Source organism: Thermomonospora curvata DSM 43183 (genome assembly GCF_000024385.1).
Taxonomy (GTDB): Bacteria; Actinomycetota; Actinomycetes; order Streptosporangiales; family Streptosporangiaceae; genus Thermomonospora; species Thermomonospora curvata.
This window is the reverse complement of record NC_013510.1, coordinates 1,958,589-1,979,427: the sequence shown is the minus strand read 5'-3', so window position 1 is coordinate 1,979,427 and position 20,839 is coordinate 1,958,589. Positions and strand designations below refer to the sequence as shown.

The window sequence follows — 20,839 nt, the reverse complement described above, 5'->3', positions numbered from 1 at the left end:
AAGCGCCGGTGACGGCGTCCACGGTGGCACCGGGTCGTTCGGCGTCCTTCCAACGCCGTCGCCGGACTGGCAGGAAGGACACGCATGCAGGAACTGCGCCTCGTCGCGGTCAGCGAGGACGGTACCTACCTCGTGCTGGCCACCGCGGGCCGAGGCACCCGGTTCACCCTGCCCGTCGACGACCGGCTGCGCGCCGCGGTCCGTGGGCACTTCTCCCGACTCGGCCAGTTCGAGATCGAAGTGGAGAGTCCCTTGCGCCCCAAGGAGATCCAGGCACGCATCCGGGCCGGTGAGACGGCGGAGGAGATAGCCGAGTCCGCGGGCATCCCGGTCGAGCGCGTCCGCTGGTTCGAGGGCCCCGTCCTGCAAGAGCGCGAGTACATGGCCCAGCAGGCCCAGCGCGTGCCGGTGCGCCGGCCGGGCGAGTCGGCCCCCGGCCCGCCGCTGGGCGAGCTGGTCGAAGAGCGGCTCAACCGCGGCGGCGTCGACATCGAGGACGTGGAGTGGGACTCCTGGAAGTGCGAAAGCAGCAGCTGGCGGGTGCGGCTGTCGTTCTTTGAGGAGGGCCGCCCGCGGGCCGCCGAGTGGCTGTTCGACCCCCGTCGCCGCCACCTGTCCCCGATGGACGAGCTGGCCGCCCGGCTCAGCGACATGGAGTGGGAGGGCGACGGCGAGGACTCCTCCGACACGGTGACGCCGCTGGTGCCGCGCCGCCCCACCATGAAGGTCGTCTCCGACCCGCGGGAGGTCTCCCCCGCCCAGCCGCTGCGGCCCGGGCCCGCCCCCGTGCCGGATCCCGCCCGGCGGCCCGCCCCGCTGGCCCCGGCGCCGCCCGCGCCGCCGGCTCTCGGCCGGCCTCCGGCGCCGCCGCCGCACGTCGCCGAGCCGCCGTCCAGGCCGCCCGCGCCCGCGCCCGAGGGTGAGGAGCCGCGGGAGACGGCTTCGGCGTCCCAGACGGCGCAGAGCGAGCCTGAGGCCCCCAAGGCGGCGCCCGCCGGCTCGGCGGAGACCGCTCCGGAGGCGACGCCCGCCGCCGAACCGGCCTCCGCCAAGCCCGATCCCGCGCCCAAGGCGGCGCCCGCCGCCGCGGCGACCGAGGCCGAGCGGCCCGTCGCAGCGGCGGCGGTCAAGCCCGCCCCGCCCCGGGAGCGGTCCCGGCAGAAGCCGCCCGTGCCGCCCGCCGCGGCGGCCGAGACGCCGCCCGCGCAGCCGGCCGTGGCCGCCCGCGACGTTCCCGCGGTGCCCGCCGCCCAGCAGCGGCAGTCCGCCCCGCGGCGCCGCAGGCCCAAGGGCAAGCGCGCCTCGGTGCCGTCGTGGGACGAGATCATGTTCGGCGCTCGCCGTCCCGACTGACCGGTCCCGTCCCGCCGCGGGCCGCTTCGGCCGGGTCGCGCTCCAGGAACGGGGTCACCCAGTCGGGGGTGACGGCGTGGGCGAACGCGACGGCGTCGTGTTCGCCCATGTCGGCCGACGGGTAGCCGCCCTCTCCCGCGCCCACGCCCACCACCAGGGTGGCCAGGCCCGCCCGGCGCTGGAAAAGCGTCTGCCGCAGCCGCCAGGCCACCACGGCCCGGTGCTCGATGACCGCCTGGCGGCGGCGCAGCGATCCCGACCGCAGGGTCAGGCGCCGGCCGTCCGTGGCATGCCCCAGCTGCCGGTAGCGGTCCAGGCCGAGCGGCACCGCGGCCACCGCCAGCAGCAGCGCCACGCCCAGCTCCCAGGACCGCCCGGTGAGCAGGGCCAGTGCGGCCAGCGCCAGCGGCGCCGCCAGGGCCCTCGCCAGACGGCGCCGCAGGGCCGCCGGCGGATGCCCGCGCAGCGGCCCGGGCAGCGCGCCGCCCAGCACCCGGCGGGCCGTCCGCAGGGCCACCGGGCGCGGCGCGACCGGCAGCAGCGTCCCCCGGTGCGCGGCATCGTCCAGCCCGGTGACCAGCGCGCCGAGCCGGACGGCCCCGGCGGCGCGCTCCAGGGGGTTGTCGGTCAGCGTCACCCCCCGGATGCGGCGGCGCTCCAGCGTCACGCTGCGCCGGCTGATCAGCCCCCGTTCGGCGATCAGCGCCGCGCCGTCGCGGCCGCCGCCCGGCCCGCCCTCACCGGCCCGCAGCGTGAAGTCCCAGTTGAGCAGGGCGAAGGCGATGACGGAGCCGAGGGGCATCAGCAGCACCCCGCACACCGCCAGGGCGATGATCGCCGCCGGGGGCAGCCCGGCCACGCCGCCCCCGAGCCGGGCCGGCAGCCGCTCATCGATCAGGCCCAGGTCGTCCCCGAGGTTGTACAGCGCCCCCAGCAGGCTGCCCGCCAGGGCGAACGGGGTGAGCAGGTAGGCGCCGCTGAGCGGGGCGAGCAGGTACCAGCGGGGCCGGGCACGGGCCACCACCGCCGTCTCCTCCCGCGCCCCGCCGGGGGCGGCCGCGTTGCGCGCGGCGGGCTCGTCCCCGCGCATCAGCGCGGCGCGCAGCCGTTCGGCCTCCGCCTTGGAGACGGCCCGCAGCTCCCCCTCGCCGCCTTCGGAGCCGGCGTCGATGCGGACGATCGCCATGCCCAGCAGCCGGTGCGCCGGCGGGGCGCTGATGTCCACGCCCCGGATCCGCTCGCGCGGTATGGCCTTGACCGACCGTCTGACCAGCGCCCGCCGCAGCTCGATGCGGTCCTCATGGAGGGTGTAGGTGAAGGTCGCCCACTTGATCAGGTGGTATCCCAGGCCGAACACCAGGCCGGAGAGCGCGAAGTAGAAGGCCGTCGACAGCCCGCCGACCGCCAGCCCGGCGGCCCCGGCCATCACCAGCGCCGCCATCTCGCGGACCGCCCCCACCACGAAGGTCAGCGGATGCAGCCGCCTGGCCGCCGGGCCGGCCTGCGCCGGCGGCGGCACGGGGCGGGTTCCGGTCCCGCCGCCTCCCCCTTGCGCCCCGCCGGGGATCATGTGGCGTCGTCGCGCAGGTCGTGGGCCCGGCGGGCCAGCTCCCCGGCCAGGTGCGTGGCCACCTCCACCGGCAGGCCGGCCACCTCCGAGGAGCCGGCGTGCGAGGCCGTGTTGATCTTGATGGTGGCCAGGCCGAGCAGCCGTTCAACGGGTCCCTGGGCGGTGTCGACGGTCTGGATCCGGCTGACCGGCACCAGCAGCCACTGGCGGGAGAACCAGCCGGTGCGGGTGTAGACGACGTCGGCGCTGACCTCCCAGCGGTGCACCCGGTAGCGCCAGGCGGGCGCCACCGTCGCCGTCAGCAGCCCGGCGGCCCCCACCGCCAGGGGCGCCCACCAGATCCGCTCGGCCGCCCAGGCGGGCAGTTGCGCGGGACGGGCCGAGTCCGCCCAGGCGGCGGCCCCCAGCGCGATCGCGAACGCCAGCCCCCAGCCCAGCAGGTAGTCGATCGCCCAGTGCGCGATGGCGCGAGGCGAGACCCGGTGCGCGGGCGGACGCAGCCGCGGCGGCGCACCGCCGGCCGGCCCCGCTTCGGAGAAGTCACTGACCGCCGTCACAACTGGAGTCTAGGTCGGCGGCGGTACCGCTCCCGGGTCATCATCGCCTCACCCGTGTCCCCCACCTGGGGCAAGGCGCGGCTTTCCGGTTCCGTCAGAGCCGCGTGCGAGGCTGGCGGACGCGGCGAAAAAACCTGATGCGCCCCCACGCGAATCCCGCATAGCTTGACATGCCGCTGCGTCAAGGTCGTGCAATGTCCCGCATCGTCCCGCCCACCCGCTTTCAGGGAGTTTTTCGAACATGACTTTCGCCATCGAAGCCGAGGGCCTGGAGAAACGCTTCGGGGAGACCCGGGCGCTGGCCGGGGTCGACCTGACCGCCCGGGCCGGCAGCGTGCTGGGGGTGCTGGGGCCCAACGGCGCCGGCAAGACCACCACCGTGCGGGTGCTGGCCACCTTGCTGCGGCCGGACGCCGGGCGCGCCCGGGTCTGCGGGCACGACGTGGTCACCGACCCGCACCGGGTGCGCCGGCTGATCGGGCTGACCGGGCAGTACGCCGCGGTCGACGAGATGCTCACCGGCACCGAGAACCTGATCATGATCGGCCGGCTGCTGGGGCTGCGGCGCGGTGCGGCCCGCCGCCGCGCCGCCGAGCTGCTGGAGCGCTTCGCGCTGACCGAGGCCGCCGACCGGGCCGCCAAGACCTACTCCGGCGGCATGCGCCGCCGTCTGGACCTGGCCGCCAGCCTGGTCGGCCACCCGCAGGTGCTGTTCCTGGACGAGCCCACCACCGGGCTGGACCCGCGCAGCCGCAGCGGGCTGTGGGACATCGTGCGCCGGCTCACCGACGACGGGGTGACCGTGCTGCTGACCACGCAGTACCTGGAGGAGGCCGACCAGCTCGCCGACGACATCGCGGTCATCGACCACGGCCGGGTGATCGCTCGGGGCACGCCCGATGAGCTCAAGACCCGCATCGGCGGCCAGGTGCTGGAGGTCCGCCCGCTCACCGAGCCGGACCAGGTGACGGTCCGCCGGATCGTGGCCGAGCTGACCGGGGCCCGGCCCACGGTCGAAGGCGGCCTGGTCCGCGCGCCGCTGGCCGACCCGGCGGTGATGCCCGTGATCGTCCGCAGGCTGGATGAGGCCGGGGTGGCGGTGGCCGAGCTGTCGCTGCGCAAGTCCAGCCTCGATGAGGTGTTCCTCGCCCTCACCGGCCACCCCGCCGGCTCCGCGGAGGCCGGCCCGGACGCACCGGCCGGAACGCTCACCACCGCCGTATGACCCAGCCCCCGCACTGAAACGGAGCAGACCCCATGACCACCGCGGCCTCTTCCCTCCCGATGACCTCGGGCAGGCGGGTCTCCCCCGGCACCGCGGTCCGCAACGTGCTGACCCTGGCGTGGCGGAACCTGGTGCAGATCAAGCACAACCCGATGGAGCTGCTCGACCTGAGCATCCAGCCGATCATGTTCGTGCTGCTGTTCGCCTACGTCTTCGGGCCGTCCATCGGCGGCACCGTGGCGGACTATCTGCCGATCGTGATCCCCGGCATCATCGCCCAGAACGCGCTGTTCGCCACGATGACCACCGGGTTCGGGCTGAACGTGGACGTCACCAAGGGGGTGTTCGACCGGCTGCGCAGCCTGCCGATCTCCCGGCTGGCCCCGCTGGCGGGCCGGATGCTGGCCGACACCGTCAAGCAGGTGTGGTCGCTGGCGGTGCTGCTGACGGTCGGCATGGCGATCGGTTTCCGGATCGAGACCGGCGTGCCGCACCTGCTGGGGGCGCTGGCGCTGCTGCTGGCGTTCACCTCGCTGTTCGCCTGGGCGTCGGTCTACATCGGCCTGTCGGTCAACGAGCCGGAGAAGGTGCAGATCTTCGGGTTCACCATCATCTTCCCGGTCACCTTCCTCAGCTCGGCGTTCGTGCCGATCTCCCCCGGCGCCCCGCAGGCGCTGCAGTTCGTGATGCGCAACAACCCGATGACCCACCTGGTGGAGGCGGTGCGCGGGCTGCTGGTCGGCTCCCAAAGCGGCGGCACGGTGGCCGAGCACGCGGCCATCGCGCTGGGCTGGGGCGTGCTGATGGCGGCCATCTTCGTCCCGCTGTCGCTGCGGGCCTTCCGCCGGCGCGGCTGAGGGCAGCCGTCCGTCGAAGCGTCCCGGGGCGGGGCATGCCTCCGCCTCGCCCCGGGGGCGGACGGGGCGAGGCGGAGGCATGCCGGCGGGAAAACGGCATCCCCGGAGCGCATCCGGCGGTGGGCCGACGGGCGGCCCGGCGACGGAGGGCGGGCAAAGATCGGTCCCCCGGGAACGTTCCCGGGGGACCGATCGCGGAAATCAGGCCGGTCAGGCCGCGTGCGAACGGGGCTTGACCTCGTCCCGGCTGGCCAGCTCGAACTCGGCGCGGGGCTGCTCGATGCTGCCCAGCGACACGGTCTCGCGCTTGAAGATCAGCGCCAGCGTCCAGTCGGCCAGCACCCGGACCTTGCGGTTGAAGGTCGGCACCCGCGAGACGTGGTAGGTGCGGTGCAGGAACCAGGCGGGGAAGCCCTTGAGCTTGATCCCGTAGACGTGGGCGACGCCCTTGTACAGGCCGAGCCCGGCGACCGAGCCGACCGAGTCGTGCACGTACGGCTTGAGGGTCTTGCCGCGCAGCGACCGGACGATGTTGTCGGCCAGCACCTTGGCCTGGCGGACGGCGTGCTGGGCGTTGGGGGCGCAGGGGCGGCCCTCGTTGGTCAGGTCGGGCACCGCGGCGTTGTCGCCGGCGGCATAGGCCCGCACCAGGCCCTCGATGGTGAGGAACTCGGTGGCCTTGATGCGGCCGCGCTCATCCAGCGGCAGGTCCGAGTGGCGCACCACCGGGGCGGCCTTGACGCCGGCGGTCCACACCAGGGTGCCGGCGGGGAAGCGGCTGCCGTCCGACAGCTCGACCACGCCGTCGACGGCCGACTGCAGGAAGGTCTTCATCTTCACGTCGATGCCGCGCCCGCGCAGCTGCTCGGCGGTCCACTTGCCCATGTCGGGGCCGACCTCGGGGAGGATCCGGTCGGAGGCCTCCACCAGCACCCACCGCATGTCCTCGACGCTGACGTTGCGGTAGTACTTGACCGCGGTGCGGGCCATGTCCTCCAGCTCGGCCAGCGCCTCCACCCCGGCGAACCCGCCGCCGACGAACACGAAGGTCAGCGCCTTGCGGCGGATCTCCTCATCGCGGGTGGACTCGGCGATGTCGAGCTGGGCGAGCACGTGGTTGCGCAGGTGGATGGCCTCGCCGATGGTCTTGAAGCCGATGCCGTGCTCGGCCAGGCCCGGGATCGGCAGCGTCCGGGAGACCGAGCCGGCGGCCATCACCAGGTAGTCGTAGGAGATCCGCTCGGGCGGGCCGGCCACCGGCTGGACGATGGCCCACCGCTCGGCGTGGTTGATCTCGGTGACCCGGGCGCCCAGCACGGTGCAGTGGGGCAGCACCCGGCGCAGCGGGGTCACCACGTGCCGGGGGGAGAGGTTGCCGGCGGCGGCCTCGGGGAGGAAGGGCTGGTAGGTCATGTAGGACTGCGGGTCCACGACGGTGATCTTGACCTCGCCGCGTCTGAGCTCGCGCCGCAGCTTCTTTTCCAGGCGCAACGCGGTGTACATGCCCACGTAGCCGCCGCCCACGATGAGGATGTGGGGGGCGTCGGGGGCCTGGGGTCGCCTGGCCATCGGTCACGGCCTCCTGGGATGACGGTGGATGGATAGCTTGTGAAGGCGTTCACAAGCTATCGGAACAACACTCCCCGACACCAATCCATTCCCCGTTAAGAACGACACATTTTCTCATCAGGGCAAAGTGGACCGCGCCTTAACGAGTGAACTATGCCACTCCTTCACACAGATCCCGCCACAAAGGCGCATACCGGTCATGGCCGATGTCACAGTGCCGCAGGCGCGGCGATCCGGACACTCCGGACATCGATCCGGCCCCGGCGGCGGCCGGAGGGACCCCACCTGCCGATTCCACGCGGATACACCCGCCCGGAGGCTCTAGGGTGGACCCGCGAGGAAGGCACCCGCCCCGCATCCACGCCACGGGGCGGAACCCGCGATGATCGCCCGGGAGCATTGAAGGAATGAAGAGCACGAGCCGGCGTCCGCATGTGGCCGCCGCGGCAGCGGTCGCGCTGGCGGGCGCGGTGACCGGTTGCGGCCTCACCGGCCACGCCACCGGCACCGGCGTTGACATCGCCGAGTTCACCGTCACCAGCCCCGCCTTCCACGACGGTAAAGACCTGCCCGCGAGATTCGCCTGTCCGGCGTACCCTGGTGGCCAGGGCAGGACGCCACCGCTGCGGTGGTCGGGGGCGCCGAGCCAGACGACCAAGGCGTTCGCGATCGTGGTGGACAACCCCGACGGTTCGGACGGGGCCTTCGTCAACTGGGTCCTGGTGAACATCGACGGGACGACCAACGAGCTCGTCGAGGGGGCGCGTCCGGAAAAGGCGGTGGAGGCACTGAACACCAGCAAGAAGACCGCGTACGTGCCGCCGTGCCCGCCCAAGGGCGAGCGGCACCGGTACCGCTTCACGCTGTATGCGTTGGACGAGCGGCTGCCCCTGCAGCAGGGCGCGCCACTCAAGGAGGCGCTGCGCACCATCGCCGAGCACACGGTGGGCCGGGGACGGATCACCGGGAACTTCGGCACCCGGTGACGGCGTTCGACAAGGGTCCGCGAGCCTGGGGGTGCAGATGTCGACGAACGGTGTGACAGGCGTCATGGCGGTCGGCGAGAATCAGCACAGGCCCCTTTGCGCCCAAGCGCTAGCGGCAGTCAGCAAGGGCTTTCAGAGCCCGTCCCGACAGGCCACGCCGGCGATCCTCGCTGGGCCATGGCATTGGATGGTTACGCAATGATGATGTACATCGTCGTCCCCGGCCTCATCGTGGTCGTCATCCTCGTGGTGGTCCTGGTGGTCTTGGGCATGCGGGCCAACCGGACCGATTCCGACGACTGGATGGCCGACGATCAGGCGCCCCCCTCCCGAGGACGCCGGGCCGTCCCCCCACCCGGACAGGAAGGCGTCGAGGACGGCTACGACGACCACGGCACCGGCTATGACCGCCGGGTCGCCGGTGGCCCGCAGGCATCGCCCGCCGGCCCGCCGCCCCCGCGCCGCCGCCGGTCCCGGGCGGCCGACGACGACCTGCCCGAGGCCGGCGACGAGATGCCCGACGACGACTACTGGGCGACCATCACCTTCGACAAGCCCAAGTTCCCCTGGCAGCACGACCGCGACGACAAGCGCTCAGAGGCCGAGCTGGCCGCCGACCCGCTCGGCGCCCCGGTGAACGAGCGCGAGGAGGAGGCCGGGGAGCCGCAGGAGCAGCCGCACGCCCCCGCCGATCCCGCGGCCGCGACCCAGACGGTCGCGCTGGGCGGCTCCGACTCCGCCGGCTATGACAACGACGGCTACGGCGCCGACGGCGGGCAGTACGGCGGTGAGCCGGCCCCCTATGGCAACGAGCCCGGTTACGGCGGCGAATCCGGCTATGCCAATGAGCCCGGCTATGGCGGCGAGCCCGGTTACGGCGCCGAGCAGCCGGCCTACGGGGCAGAGCCCGGCCGTTACTCCGAGCCCGCGGCGGCGGGCTCCTATGGGACGACCGGGCCGCAGTCGATGCCCTCGCCCTCCTTCTCCGGCACGCCCGACTCCCACGACGTGCCGGTCGCCTCGCACTTCCGCGGCGACGGCGACCCGATGAGCCCTCCCGCGGCGAGCACTCCCCCCGCGGGCACCCCTTCGCCCGCCTCCCCGGCGGCGGGCGACCCGGCCGGGCCGACCCTGCGGGAGCCCTTCGACCTGCCGATGTCGCCGCCCCCGTCCGCCGACCCGCTCGGGCTGCCGGTCAACCGCTCCGACGACTACGGCAGCCCGCTGGAGACCCCCTCCTACGGCGGCGGCTCCACCGAGACCCCCTCCTACGGGAGCAAGCCGGCCGACAGCCCCTACGGCAGCACCCCCACCGAGACCCCTTCCTACAGCGCCTCCGCCGAGAAGCCCTCCTACAGCGGCGGGGAGAGCGCCCCCTCCTACGGGACGGATCTGCCGCCGGTCGGCTCGAACCCGCTGCACAGCGGGTTCGGCGAGCACAGCCGTCCCCGCACCGACCCCGGCGGCTTCCCCCACCTGGGCGCCACCCCGTCCGCGCCCGCTACCCCCGCTACCCCCGGCGCCTCCGCCGGCGCCTCGAGCGGGACCTCCAGGCGGCAGGGCGAATCCGGTGGGCACCGCCTGCCCACCGTCGATGAGCTGCTGCAGCGCATCCAGTCCGACCGGCAGCGCTCGGCGGCCGGCGGCGCCAAACCGGCCGCCACGGGGCCGCTGACCGACCCGCTGAACGACCCGCTCAGCACCACCCACGACCCCTCCTACGGGGCGAGCGGACCGTGGTCGCCTCCGGCGACGTCCGCGCCGGCCTCCTCCGGCGGCTACGACCAGCCCGGGCGCGGCCACACCGACGAGCTGGCCGGCGGGCAGCTGTCGGGCAGCTCGCTGCCGGGCGGCTTTTCGGGGCTGGGCGGCTCGTCCGGGTACGGCTCCACCACCTCCGGCGGGTCCGCCTCCTCGAGCTACTCCGGCGACTCCTACCCGACCGCTCCGGCCTACGACACCCCGCGCTACGACGACCCGCTGAGCGCTCCCCCGTCGGCGGGCCGCGACTCCTACGGGACGTTCGGCACGGGTGCCAGCGAGTCGTCCACCCTGTCGGGGCCCGCGGGTTCCGGCACCGCCGAGCCCGGCCGCTACGGCGACTTCAGCGGCAGCAGCTACACCGCCGCAGGCGGCGACCCGAACGCCACCCAGGCGCTGGGTGGCGGCTACCTGAGCGGCACGCAGCCGGGCGGCTACGGACCGCTCGGCGGCTCCGGCGAGAGCGGGGCGCCGCGCAGCGAGCCCGGCTCCCCCTACGGGCATCAGGACCCGCAGCGCACCATCGACGACTGGGAGAGTCACCGCGATCACCGCAGGTGAGTCATGGCCCGCACGGCATTCGCCCTAATCCGGGGTGAGGCCGCGCGGGCCGTGATTCCATACGTTAGGTGACCCTGAAACCACTCACTGCAACAGTCGTCCGGCGGGATCTGCCCGCCTCGTTCGTCGTCTTCCTGGTCACGGTCCCGCTGTCGCTGGGGATCGCCGTCGCCTCCGGCGCCCCCGTCGCCGCCGGGCTGATCGCCGCCATCGTCGGCGGGATCGCAGCAGGCGCGCTCGGCGGCTCGCCGCTGCAGGTCAGCGGCCCCGCCGCGGGACTGACACTGCTGGTGGCCTCGCTGGTGCAGACCTATGGGTGGCGGGCCACCTGCACCATCACCCTCCTGGCCGGGCTGGTGCAGCTGCTGCTGGGGGCCGGGCGGGTCGCCCGGGCGGCCCTGGCGGTCTCCCCGGCCGTGGTGTACGGCATGCTGGCCGGGATCGGAGTGGTGCTGATCCTGGCCCAGATCCACGTGGTGCTGGGCGGCAGCCCGCAGCACTCGGCCCTGCACAACGTGCTGGAACTGCCCGGCCAGCTGGTCGGCCACCACTCCCACGCGGTGCTGGTCGGGCTGTTGACCATCGCCGTGCTGGTGAGCTGGGGGCGGCTGCCGCTGCCGTGGCGGGGCACGGCCGGTGCGGTGGCGCGCTGGGTGCCCGCCCCGCTGCCCGCCGTCGTCGCGGCCACCGTCACCGCCTGGGCGCTGGGCTGGGACGTGCCCCGTGTGGAGCTGCCCGACGGTCTGTTCGACGACTGGCAGGCCCCGGCCATGCCGTCGGGATCACCGCTGGCGATCACCGGGGCGGTGGTGGCGGTGGCCGTGGTCGCCGGAGTGGAGACGCTGCTGTGCAGCCTGGGCGTGGACCGGATGCGCCCGCCGGGGACGCCGCGCAGCGACCTGGACCGGGAGCTGGCCGGGCAGGGCGCGGCCAATGTGCTCTCCGGCCTGCTGGGCGGGCTGCCGGTGGCGGGCGTGGCGGTGCGCAGCACGGCCAACATCAACGCCGGGGCGCGCACCCGGGCCGCCACCGTCATGCACGGGGCGTGGGTGCTGCTGCTGGCGCTGCTGTGCGGGCCGGTGATCGAGCTGGTTCCGCTGTCGGCGCTGGCCGCGCTGCTGGTGGCGATGGGTTACAAGCTGATCGACATCGCCCGCGTCCGGGACCTGCGCAACCACCGCGAGGCGCCGGTGTACTTCGTCACGCTGGGCGGGGTGGTGCTGCTGGGCCTGGGCGAGGGCGTGCTGCTGGGGATCGTGCTGACGGCCTGGATGGCGCTGCGGCGGCTGACCCGGCTGTCGGTGAGCGTGGAGGAGGCGGCCGGGCGCTGGCATGTGGCGGTGACCGGCTCGCTGACCTTCCTGGGGGTGCCCCAGCTGATGGGCGTGCTGCGCCAGGTCCCGGCCGGCGCGTCGGTCGATCTGGACCTGAACGTGGACTTCATGGACCACGCCGCCTTCGAGGCCGTGCACGACTGGCGGCTGTCGCACGAGCGGCAGGGTGGCGAAGTAGACATAGATGAAATCCACGAATGTTGGTACGAAAGGGCTGTGACCGGAGAAACGTCCCCAGCGCGTAAATCACCGCCACCCGGGCGCTGGTGGGCGCCTTGGGCGAATCGGTGGCGGCGGAACAACAGGAGCAGCCCCGACGCTTCGGAGATGTCTCCGCGTTCGCTGCTGCTGGCGGGGGTGCGCGAGTACCACGGTCAGATGGCGCCGCTGGTCCGTCCGATCCTGGCCGAGCTGGCCTTCCAGCAAACGCCCGAGCACCTGTTCATCACCTGCGTGGACTCCCGGGTGGTGCCCAACATCATCACCGCCAGCGGGCCGGGAGACCTGTTCATCCTCCGCAACGTGGGCAACCTGGTGCCCCGTCACGGCTCCCGGCTGGCCGACGACTCGGTGATGGCGGCGGTGGAATACGCCACCAATGTGCTGCGCATCAAAACGATCACGGTGTGCGGGCACTCCAACTGCGGCGCCATGGCCGGTGTGCTGGCCGGCGGCACCGAAGTGGAGCATCTGCCCGGCCTGTCGCGGTGGCTCAAGCACGCCAACCACAGCCTGGCCCGCTTCGTGGAGGCCGAGCCCAACGACGGGCAGTCCCCGCTCAGCCGGCTGTGCCAGATCAACGTCCAGCAGCAGCTGGACAACCTGCTGACCTACCCGTGGCTGCACCGGCTGGTGGAGGCCGGCGAGCTGGAGCTGGTCGGTCTCTATCTGGATCTGGAGACGGCCAAGGTGCACATCCTCGACCGGCAGGCATCGAAGTTCGTCCCGATTCCCGACGATGCCTCCGGTGACGTCGAGAACCTGTCCACCACCACCTGAGCGGGACCTCGCGGAGCCGAGGGCAAGGCGACGGCGTGTCCTCAGAGGCGTCCGGCCCGTCGGTGGTTCTTCTCAAGCCGATGGGCCGCCCCTCCCGGGACGGCCCGTGCGGTGCCCGGGCCGGGGCCGCCCCGTGCAGATCCCCGGCGTTGCGTTCGCTCGGCCCCGAGCCCTGCGGTGAGCCCTTGCGGCGCAGGGCTTCACGGCTTGGGGGACGGACGCCTCGGCGGCGCCCGTCCCCGCGGCGTCCCGGCTCATCGCGTCGCCCTTGACGCGTGCCCCTCGCCCGATCCGCCGGGACGGCGCCTGGAGAAGCTCAGCGGTGCAGCAGTTCCCGCTGCTCCGGCTCGTGGGCGCTGGGCGCGTACGTGCGGACGTACATCCCGGTGACCCAGCGCGCCCGGCGGACGGCGGCGCGGTCCGCCGGGGAGAACAGCGCGTCGTACCGGCTGACCCGTGCGAATTCGACCAGGTAAACGAGCGACAAAACGAACGCGATAAGCGCGACCGCTGCGATGATCATGAACAACATGGCCGCTTCCTCCCTTGCGGGCCCCGCGCTGCCCGCCCTGCCACCGGCCCCCCTTTCGACCGGCTCATGTCATGACCATAAGAGCCCCGTTTCTGACTGTTTGTGTCGCCTGACGTGAATCCCAGAAATTGTTCGGCCGGATTTTCAGTCCGGCCGCTCATGGGAGGAAGAGGCGGCCGAGGCCCGCAGTTCGGCCTCGACCGCGGCCACCGCCTCGGCAAGGGCGGCCAGCCGGGCGCCCTCGCGGCGGTAGACCTCCAGCAACGCCTCGATGCCGTGCGGGGGGACGTCGCCGCCCAGGTCGGCGCGGGCGGTGCGAAAGCCCTGGCGCGCCGCCGCGACGCACGCCTCGATGTGCTGGCGGGCCAGCCGGGCCAGGGCGAGGGGATGGCGGCGCAGTACTCCGTAGCGGCGGTATTCGGGGGGCACCAATTCCAGCAGCCAGGCCATCGCGGTCTCCTCGAACCGCTCGGTGCCCGGCGGGTGCACCTGGACGGGCCATCCCGGGGGCGGGTGAGCGCTCACAGGTCCACGATATCCAGCGCTCGAATGCCCGTTCGAGAACAAGTGGTTTCCAATGGAAGGTTTATGGCCTGTTTCACCCGGAAGGCAGGGTTCACCGGGCCTTTCAGCGTCCGTTCAGGACAAGTGGACGAACGCACTTGGCCATGCCTTGGGCGACCCCCGGCAGGCCGTCTGCGGCAATGCGGCGGGATGGGCGGCGGAAAACCTACTTCGCCGAATCGCCGCCCGTATCGTCCTCGGCGGAGCCGTCCTCGGCCGGCTGCGGCGCGGCGGGCGTGATGCGGCGGATGCGGATCTTGCCGGAGTCCAGATTGTCGCGGAGACTGCCCTTGCCCTCCAGGTGGTGGTCGTCCCCCCGGCGCAGCTTCTGCGCCTCCTGCTCCTGAAGCTGGATCTTCTTGGCCCCGGAGAAGGCGGCGTGCAGCTCCTCGAACATGCCGGCGCCGAACCCCGCACCGGTCTCCCCGTCACCGCGGATCGCGGCCATCATCGAGGTGCGTCCGGTGCCCTCCGACGGCCAGTCCACGACCTCCGGCTGCTGCGGGGGCTTCGGCTTGACCGCACGGCCCTTGGGCCGCTTGCGGCGGCGGCGAAAAGGTGACTTCACGCAGACTCCAACGTTCCGGAACGCCGTTTTGCTCCCGGCCCGGCCCAGCGGGCCGTCCGCCCAGGCGATCTTGCCCGGGATCGGGCCGAGGGACACCTCACGATAGCCCGAGCGGCGCCAAGCCACGATCCGCCGGGTGTCATCGGATCGCCTGCCCGGCGCCGGGGCGCCCGCGTCCCCTCGGCGGAGCGGTAACCTGCCGACTGTGCGTCTGTCCCAAGTGATCGCCGTCCTGGAAGAGCTCTACCCGCCCGCATGGGCCGAATCATGGGACGCCGTGGGTTTGGTGTGCGGCGATCCGGACGCCGAGATCGGCCGGGTGCTGCTGGCGGTGGACCCGGTGGCCGCCGTCGCCGACGAGGCCGCCGCATGGGGCGCCGACCTGATCATCACCCACCATCCGCTGCTGCTGCGCCCGGTGCACAGCGTCGCCGCCACCACCTTCAAGGGCCGGATGGTGCACCGGCTGATCTCCTCGGGCATCGCGCTGTACACCGCGCACACCAACGCCGACGTGGCCCGGCCCGGGGTCTCCGACGCCCTGGCCCGGGCGGTGGGGCTGACCGGCCCGCTGGTCCCGCTGGCGCCCGCCGCCGACGATCCGGAGCGCGGGCTGGGCCGGATCGGTGAGCTGGAGCGGCCGATGCCGCTGAAGGAGTTCGCCGCCCGCGCCGCCGCCGGGCTGCCGGCCACCGCCTGGGGACTGCGGGTGGCCGGCGACCCCGACCGCCCGGTGCGCCGGGTGGCGGTCTGCGGCGGCGCCGGCGACTCGCTGCTGGAGACCGCCCGCCGCGCCGGGGTGGACGTCTACCTGACCGCCGACCTGCGTCACCACCCGGCCTCGGAGTCGTGCGAGGCGGGCGGGCCGGCGCTGATCGACGCCGCGCACTGGGCCACCGAGTGGCCCTGGCTGGAGGACGCCCGGCGGCTGCTGAGCCACCTGGACCTGACCACCCGGGTCTCCACGCTCGTCACCGACGCCTGGACGCTGCACTTCGAAGGAGCCAAGTGAAAGCAGCACCGCAAGCCCAGCAGAGACTGCTCAAGTTGCAGGAGCTGGACACCGCGCTGGACCGGCTGGCGCACCGCCGCCGCACGCTGCCGGAGAAGGCGGAGATCGAACGCCTGCAGGCCCGGCTGGCCGAACTGCGCGATGCGATCGTGGCCGCCGAGACCGAGGTCGGCGATCTGGACCGGGAGCAGAAGAAGGCCGAGCAGGACGTCGAGCAGGTCCGCACCCGGGCCCGGCGCGACCAGGAGCGGCTGGACTCGGGAATGATCACCTCCGCCAAGGAGCTGTCCAGCCTGCAGGCGGAGATCGCCTCGCTGCAGCGCCGCCAGTCCGACCTGGAGGAGGTGGTGCTGGAGATCATGGAGCGCCGCGAGGAGGCCGAGGCCAAGGCCGCCGGCCTGCGGGCCGAGCGCGAGGCCGCCGAGCGGGAGCTGGCCGAGGTCACCAAGCGCCGCGACGAGGCCTGGCGGCAGATCGACGAAGAGAGCGGAACCACCAGCGCCGCCCGCACCGAGGTGGCCAAGGAGATCCCCGAGGACCTGCTGGCCCTGTATGAGAAGCTGCGCGGCCAGTTCGGCGGGGTGGGCGCCGCGGCGCTGCACCGCGGCCGCTGCCAGGGCTGCCACCTGGCGCTCAACACCGTGGACCTCAACCGGATCCGGGCCGCCGCCGAAGACGAGGTGGTGCGCTGCGAGGAGTGCCGCCGCATCCTCATCCGCACCCCCGAGTCGGGCCTGTGACCCGCCCGGAAAGCCCGCCGCAGCCCTGGCCATGCCGAGCCGCCCGGTCCGCAAGGCCGCGGCCGCAGGGGCCGCCGTGCCCGTCCCTGCGGCCCGCCCGCCGCGCCGCCGCCGGAGGCGAGGCGTGAGAGCCGCCGCCGGCAGCCCGTTCCGCAGACCCCGACCGAAGGAATCCGCCGTGACGTGCCGTCACCGTCCCGCCGGGGGCGCCGCGTGAGCGCCGCGCCCGCACGCCCGCCCCGCAAGCTGATCGTCGAGGCCGACGGGGGGTCACGGGGCAACCCGGGGCCCGCCGGGTACGGGGCGCTGGTCCGCGACGCCCTCACCGGCGAGGTGCTGGCCGAGGTCGCCGAGGCCATCGGGCACGCCACCAACAACGTCGCCGAGTACCGGGGGCTGATCGCCGGGCTGCGCGCCGCCGCCGAGGTGGACCCCGCCGCCCGGGTCGAGGTCCGCATGGACTCCAAGCTGGTGGTCGAGCAGATGTCCGGGCGCTGGAAGATCCGGCACCCGGACCTGATGCCGCTGGCCCTGCAGGCCAGGGACGCGGCGGCCGCGCTGGGCGCGGTCTCCTACACGTGGGTGCCGCGCGACCGCAACGCCCACGCCGACCGGCTGGCCAACGAGGCGATGGACGCCGCCGCCCGCGGCGAGCCGTGGACCCGCAAGGTCACCGGGAACGACTCCCCCAAGCCGGCCGCCTCCACCGCACCGGCCTGGTCGAAGGCCGCCTCCGCCCCCACCACGACGCTGCTGCTGCGGCACGGCCAGACCCCGCTGTCGATCGAGCGGCGCTTCGCCGGGACCGGGGACGTGCCGCTCACCGAGGTCGGCCGGGAGCAGGCCCGCGCCGCCGCGCGGGCCCTCAAGGACCGCGGCCTGGACGTCATCGTCACCTCGCCGCTGACGCGCTGCCGCGACACCGCCGCCGAGGTCGCCGCCGCCACCGGCGCCCCCGTCCGGATCGAGGAGGGCTTCCGGGAGACCGACTTCGGCGCCTGGGAGGGCCTGACCTTCGGCGAGGTCCGCGAGCGCTGGCCGCGGGAGATGGAGGCCTGGCTGGCCGATCCGGCGGCGGCGCCTCCGGGCGGGGAGAGCTTCGAGCAGGTGGCCCGCCGGGTCCGCACCGCCCTGGACAAGCTCACCGTCCGCCACCGCCACCAGAAGGTGCTGGTGGTCTCCCACGTCACCCCCATCAAGCTGCTGGTCCGCGAGGCCCTGCAGGCCCCCATGGACGCGCTGTACCGCATGCACCTGGACGTGTCGTCGCTGACGCAGATCGACTGGTACGCCGACGGCCCGGCGGTGCTGCGCGCCTTCAACGACACCCACCACCTGCCCGCGCGCTGACGACGGCCCGGGCGGCCGGGACGCCTCGCCCGCTCCCGATTCCGCACCGCGTCCGGGCAGGCCCGGCCGCGTCGTCCCACCGCCGAAGAAGCCCCGCTCATCGGGAAAGGAGGGCTCAGGCCACATCCGGCCGGGCGGCGGCCCGACGCGCGGTATCGGTGCGCCCGGCCGCACTGCAGGTTCTGTGGCCGCATCCGGTCCGCCGATCGCGGTGAACGCCCCGCATCCGCCCCTTCACCGTGATAGTCAGGAATCAGGCGAACACAGAGCGTGTCCAATCGGTCCGGGGAACGGGAAAGAGGGACCGATGGCCGAGCAGGTGCGCCCATGGTGGGCGGTCCGGTTGCGGAACGAACGCCGGGCCCGCGGCTGGACCCAGCGGGACCTGGCCGACAGGCTCGCCCAGCAGGTGACCGAGCAGTGTCCCGAGCTCGACTGCTTGATCACCTACATCAAGCGCTGGGAGTCGGGTAAGAGCACAGTCAGCAAGCGTTACCGGCTCGCCCTGGCCGCCGCGTTCGAGGTGCGGCATGACGAACTGTTCGCTCCCCCGGCGTCCGTCCGGGACGAGACCATGCGGCAGATTCCGGCCACGCCATGGGACGGCCCGGCGCGTAGCGTGGAGAACGCGGACTCCTCCAGCGATTGGGACGAGATGAAGCGTCGTCTGCTGCTGCAACTGGCCGCGGTGGGGGGCGCCGGCGCGCTCGCCGCCACCGGCGAACCAGTCCGGCTGCTCCTTGAGCAGATCCTGGCCCGTGCTCCCCGGTCGGTCGGCGACTGGGAGATCGCCTGCGCCGACCACCTGCATGCGATCCGCACCCGCCCCCCGGCCCAGATCCGCGACGATCTGCCGGCCGACCTGCTGGTCCTGCAGCGGCAGATCGCCGACCCCGGCGACCAGGACGTCACCGAGCTGCAGCGGATAGCCGCCGCGCTGTCCACCCTGTACGCCAACGTGCTGACCCGCCTGGGCGAGCACGGCGCGGCCCTGCGCTGGTGGCGCACCGCCCGCGACGCCGCCGACGCCTCCGGGGATCTGGAGCTGCGGGTGCAGGTCCGTTCCGAGGAGGCCGGGTTCGGTCTTTACGGTCAGCGGGATCCGGTGACCGTGCTGCGCCTCACCGAGGAGGCACGGCGGCTCGCCGCAGGCCGGCCGTTCGCCGGGGTCGCCTCCCTGGCCGGCACCCGGGCGAAGGCGTTCAGTCTGCTCGGCAGGCACGCGGAGGCGAAACGAGAGCTGCTGGTCCTCGCCGGCAGCACACCGCACACCTCCTCGTCCGGCCCGATCCCCAACCTGTGGCGGGAAGATCAGGTGCACTTCGCCGAAAGCTGGGTCCACGCCGCCGCCGGGAACGAGGCCGAGGCGGACGAGGCCCGGGAGCGGGTGCTGGCGTTCAAGGGCGACTACCAGTACGACGTCAACGTCCGGCTGCACGAGGCGCTGTGCACGGTCGCCCAGGGCGGCTTCGAGGCGGGCGCACGGCACGCGGCGACGATCTTCGACACCATGCCCGCCGCCCGCCACAGCCGAATGATCACCGAGACGGGCCGGATGATCCTGCGCGCCGTCCCGGCCGAGCACCGCGACCACCCGGCGGTCGCCGACTTCCGCGCCCTCCTGGCCGCCGCCTGACCCACTCCGGCTCACATCCCGACAGACCCGAAGAACCACCGGCGACGGCACGCCGGCACCAACCCCGTCGGGCACCGCGACCGTCCGGTGGTCGCCGGATTTCGCGCTCTCCCGGGTTGCCGCCCCACCCGCTTCGGTCTGTGTCCAAAGGCCCTGGAGAGTCGTCGGTGACGGTGCGCGACCTGGGCATTAAGGTGCGTTCGGACGCATGTCACGACGTTATGGAGGGCCCGTGGCCGACGAAACGGGGTCGACCAAGATCCTGCTGGACGAGTCGCGCATCCCGCGCCGGTGGTACAACGTGGTCGCCGACCTGCCGGCGCCGCCGCCCCCGCCGCTGCACCCGGGGACGCGGGAGCCGGTGGGGCCGGAGGACCTGGCGCCGCTGTTCCCCATCGACCTCATCGAGCAGGAGGTCAGCCTGGAGCGCTACCTGGACATCCCCGAGGAGGTCCGGGAGGTCTACCGGCTGTGGCGGCCGACCCCGCTGTACCGGGCCCGGCGGCTGGAGAAGGCGCTGGGCACCCCGGCGCGGATCTACTACAAGTACGAGGGCGTCTCCCCGTCCGGCTCGCACAAGCCCAACACCGCCGTCCCGCAGGCGTTCTACAACGCCAAGCACGGCATCCGGCGGCTGACCACCGAGACCGGGGCCGGGCAGTGGGGCAGCTCGCTGGCGTTCGCCTGCTCGATGTACGGGCTGGAGTGCGAGGTGTGGATGGTCCGCGCCTCCTATGACCAAAAGCCCTACCGGCGGCTGATGATGGAGACCTACGGCGCCCGGGTGCACGCCAGTCCCTCGCCGCTGACCACGGCGGGCGCCAAGATCCTGGCCGAGGACGCCGACTCCCCCGGCTCGCTGGGCATCGCCATCAGCGAGGCCGTGGAGGTCGCCGCCGGCGCCGACGACACCCGCTACGCCCTGGGCAGCGTGCTCAACCACGTGCTGCTGCACCAGACGGTGATCGGCGAGGAGGCGCTGGAGCAGCTGGCCTCGGTCGGCGAGACCCCGGATGTGATCGTCGGCTGCACCGGCGGCGGCTCCAACTTCGCCGGGCTGATCTTCCCGTTCCTGCGCGAGAAGCTGGCCGGGCGGATCGACCCGGTGCTGCGCGCGGTGGAGCCGGCGGCCTGCCCGTCGCTGACCCGGGGCCGCTATGAGTACGACTTCGGCGACACCGCCGGGCTCACCCCGCTGATGAAGATGCACACCCTCGGGCACGACTTCGTCCCCGACCCCATCCACGCCGGCGGGCTGCGCTACCACGGCATGGCGCCGCTGCTGTCGCACATCTACGAGCTGGGCCTGTTCGAGGCCGTGGCCAAGCGGCAGCGCGAGTGCTTCGAGGCGGGCATCCTGTTCGCCCGCGCAGAAGGCATCGTCCCGGCCCCCGAGGGCACCCACGCCCTGGCCGGGGCCATCGAGGAGGCCCGCCGCTGCGCCGAGACCGGCGAGGAGAAGGTCATCTTGACCGCCCTGTCCGGCCACGGCCACTTCGACATGAGCTCGTACGAGCGCTACCTGTCCGGCGAGATGGAGGACTTCGACCTGCCGCAGGAGCGCATCGAGCAGTCCCTGGCCCGCCTGCCGTGACACCTGACCGTCCGGGAAGGGGCCGCCGGTCCCTTCCCGGACGGGCGGGCCGGATGTCACCCGGGCCGACT

General features: G+C 73.4%; 17 protein-coding genes. 11 read left to right on the top strand and 6 right to left on the bottom strand.

Features of this window, described 5'->3' with window-relative positions:
• Positions 1-84 precede the first annotated feature (84 nt).
• On the top strand, positions 85-1,353 hold the full coding sequence (sepH, locus tag TCUR_RS08325) for a septation protein SepH (RefSeq protein WP_012852046.1): 1,269 nt from the start codon (positions 85-87) through the stop codon (positions 1,351-1,353).
• Here sepH and TCUR_RS08320 read toward each other — a convergent pair.
• Complete coding sequence (locus tag TCUR_RS08320; RefSeq protein WP_245537010.1) at positions 1,325-2,872, bottom strand: PH domain-containing protein; 1,548 nt, start codon at positions 2,870-2,872, stop codon at positions 1,325-1,327. The genes sepH and TCUR_RS08320 overlap by 29 nt on opposite strands.
• Before the next feature lie 47 nt (positions 2,873-2,919).
• Complete coding sequence (locus TCUR_RS08315) at positions 2,920-3,480, bottom strand: PH domain-containing protein (protein ID WP_012852044.1); 561 nt, start codon at positions 3,478-3,480, stop codon at positions 2,920-2,922.
• A gap of 241 nt (positions 3,481-3,721) precedes the next feature.
• Here TCUR_RS08315 and TCUR_RS08310 point away from each other — a divergent pair, with 241 nt between their 5' ends.
• Together TCUR_RS08310 and TCUR_RS08305 are read left to right on the top strand one after the other, a co-directional pair.
• On the top strand, positions 3,722-4,705 hold the full coding sequence (locus TCUR_RS08310) for a daunorubicin resistance protein DrrA family ABC transporter ATP-binding protein (protein WP_012852043.1): 984 nt from the start codon (positions 3,722-3,724) through the stop codon (positions 4,703-4,705).
• Between the two features lie 32 nt (positions 4,706-4,737).
• Complete coding sequence (locus tag TCUR_RS08305) at positions 4,738-5,562, top strand: ABC transporter permease (RefSeq protein WP_012852042.1); 825 nt, start codon at positions 4,738-4,740, stop codon at positions 5,560-5,562.
• A 210-nt stretch (positions 5,563-5,772) separates the two neighbouring features.
• On the opposite strand, the gene TCUR_RS08300 is transcribed toward TCUR_RS08305, so the two are convergent.
• On the bottom strand, positions 5,773-7,131 hold the full coding sequence (locus TCUR_RS08300; RefSeq protein WP_012852041.1) for an NAD(P)/FAD-dependent oxidoreductase: 1,359 nt from the start codon (positions 7,129-7,131) through the stop codon (positions 5,773-5,775).
• Positions 7,132-7,538: 407 nt separating this feature from the next.
• On the opposite strand from TCUR_RS08300, the gene TCUR_RS08295 reads away from it, so the two are divergent.
• The 3 genes from TCUR_RS08295 (at position 7,539) to TCUR_RS08285 (ending at position 12,772) form a co-directional block, all read left to right on the top strand.
• Positions 7,539-8,117: a YbhB/YbcL family Raf kinase inhibitor-like protein gene (locus TCUR_RS08295; RefSeq protein ID WP_012852040.1), complete on the top strand. Its 579-nt coding sequence runs from the start codon at positions 7,539-7,541 to the stop codon at positions 8,115-8,117.
• A 198-nt stretch (positions 8,118-8,315) separates the two neighbouring features.
• On the top strand, positions 8,316-10,439 hold the full coding sequence (locus TCUR_RS08290) for a hypothetical protein (protein ID WP_012852039.1): 2,124 nt from the start codon (positions 8,316-8,318) through the stop codon (positions 10,437-10,439).
• 68 nt (positions 10,440-10,507) lie between these two features.
• Positions 10,508-12,772: a SulP family inorganic anion transporter gene (locus tag TCUR_RS08285; RefSeq protein ID WP_012852038.1), complete on the top strand. Its 2,265-nt coding sequence runs from the start codon at positions 10,508-10,510 to the stop codon at positions 12,770-12,772.
• A 316-nt stretch (positions 12,773-13,088) separates the two neighbouring features.
• On the opposite strand, the gene TCUR_RS08280 is transcribed toward TCUR_RS08285, so the two are convergent.
• From TCUR_RS08280 to TCUR_RS08270, 3 genes are all read right to left on the bottom strand, one after another.
• The gene (locus TCUR_RS08280) at positions 13,089-13,304 is read right to left on the bottom strand and encodes a hypothetical protein (RefSeq protein ID WP_012852037.1); all 216 of its coding nucleotides are present in this window, start codon (positions 13,302-13,304) and stop codon (positions 13,089-13,091) included.
• 144 nt (positions 13,305-13,448) lie between these two features.
• On the bottom strand, positions 13,449-13,829 hold the full coding sequence (locus TCUR_RS08275; RefSeq protein WP_041439425.1) for a hypothetical protein: 381 nt from the start codon (positions 13,827-13,829) through the stop codon (positions 13,449-13,451).
• Between the two features lie 205 nt (positions 13,830-14,034).
• Positions 14,035-14,436 carry a DUF6191 domain-containing protein gene (locus TCUR_RS08270; RefSeq protein WP_174315324.1) on the bottom strand — a complete coding sequence of 134 codons (402 nt, stop codon included), beginning with the start codon at positions 14,434-14,436 and terminating at the stop codon, positions 14,035-14,037.
• Positions 14,437-14,641: 205 nt separating this feature from the next.
• Here TCUR_RS08270 and TCUR_RS08265 point away from each other — a divergent pair, with 205 nt between their 5' ends.
• The 5 genes from TCUR_RS08265 (at position 14,642) to TCUR_RS08245 (ending at position 20,768) form a co-directional block, all read left to right on the top strand.
• On the top strand, positions 14,642-15,448 hold the full coding sequence (locus tag TCUR_RS08265) for a Nif3-like dinuclear metal center hexameric protein (RefSeq protein ID WP_012852034.1): 807 nt from the start codon (positions 14,642-14,644) through the stop codon (positions 15,446-15,448).
• Positions 15,445-16,188, top strand: a complete 744-nt coding sequence (locus tag TCUR_RS08260) for a zinc ribbon domain-containing protein (protein WP_012852033.1) — start codon at positions 15,445-15,447, stop codon at positions 16,186-16,188. Before TCUR_RS08265 ends, TCUR_RS08260 begins: the two co-directional genes overlap by 4 nt.
• A gap of 213 nt (positions 16,189-16,401) precedes the next feature.
• Positions 16,402-17,538 (top strand): bifunctional RNase H/acid phosphatase, encoded by a 1,137-nt coding sequence (locus tag TCUR_RS08255; protein WP_012852032.1) that lies wholly within the window; start codon positions 16,402-16,404, stop codon positions 17,536-17,538.
• A gap of 307 nt (positions 17,539-17,845) precedes the next feature.
• Positions 17,846-19,174: a helix-turn-helix domain-containing protein gene (locus TCUR_RS08250; RefSeq protein WP_012852031.1), complete on the top strand. Its 1,329-nt coding sequence runs from the start codon at positions 17,846-17,848 to the stop codon at positions 19,172-19,174.
• Between the two features lie 232 nt (positions 19,175-19,406).
• Positions 19,407-20,768: a TrpB-like pyridoxal phosphate-dependent enzyme gene (locus TCUR_RS08245; protein WP_012852030.1), complete on the top strand. Its 1,362-nt coding sequence runs from the start codon at positions 19,407-19,409 to the stop codon at positions 20,766-20,768.
• Positions 20,769-20,839 lie beyond the last annotated feature (71 nt).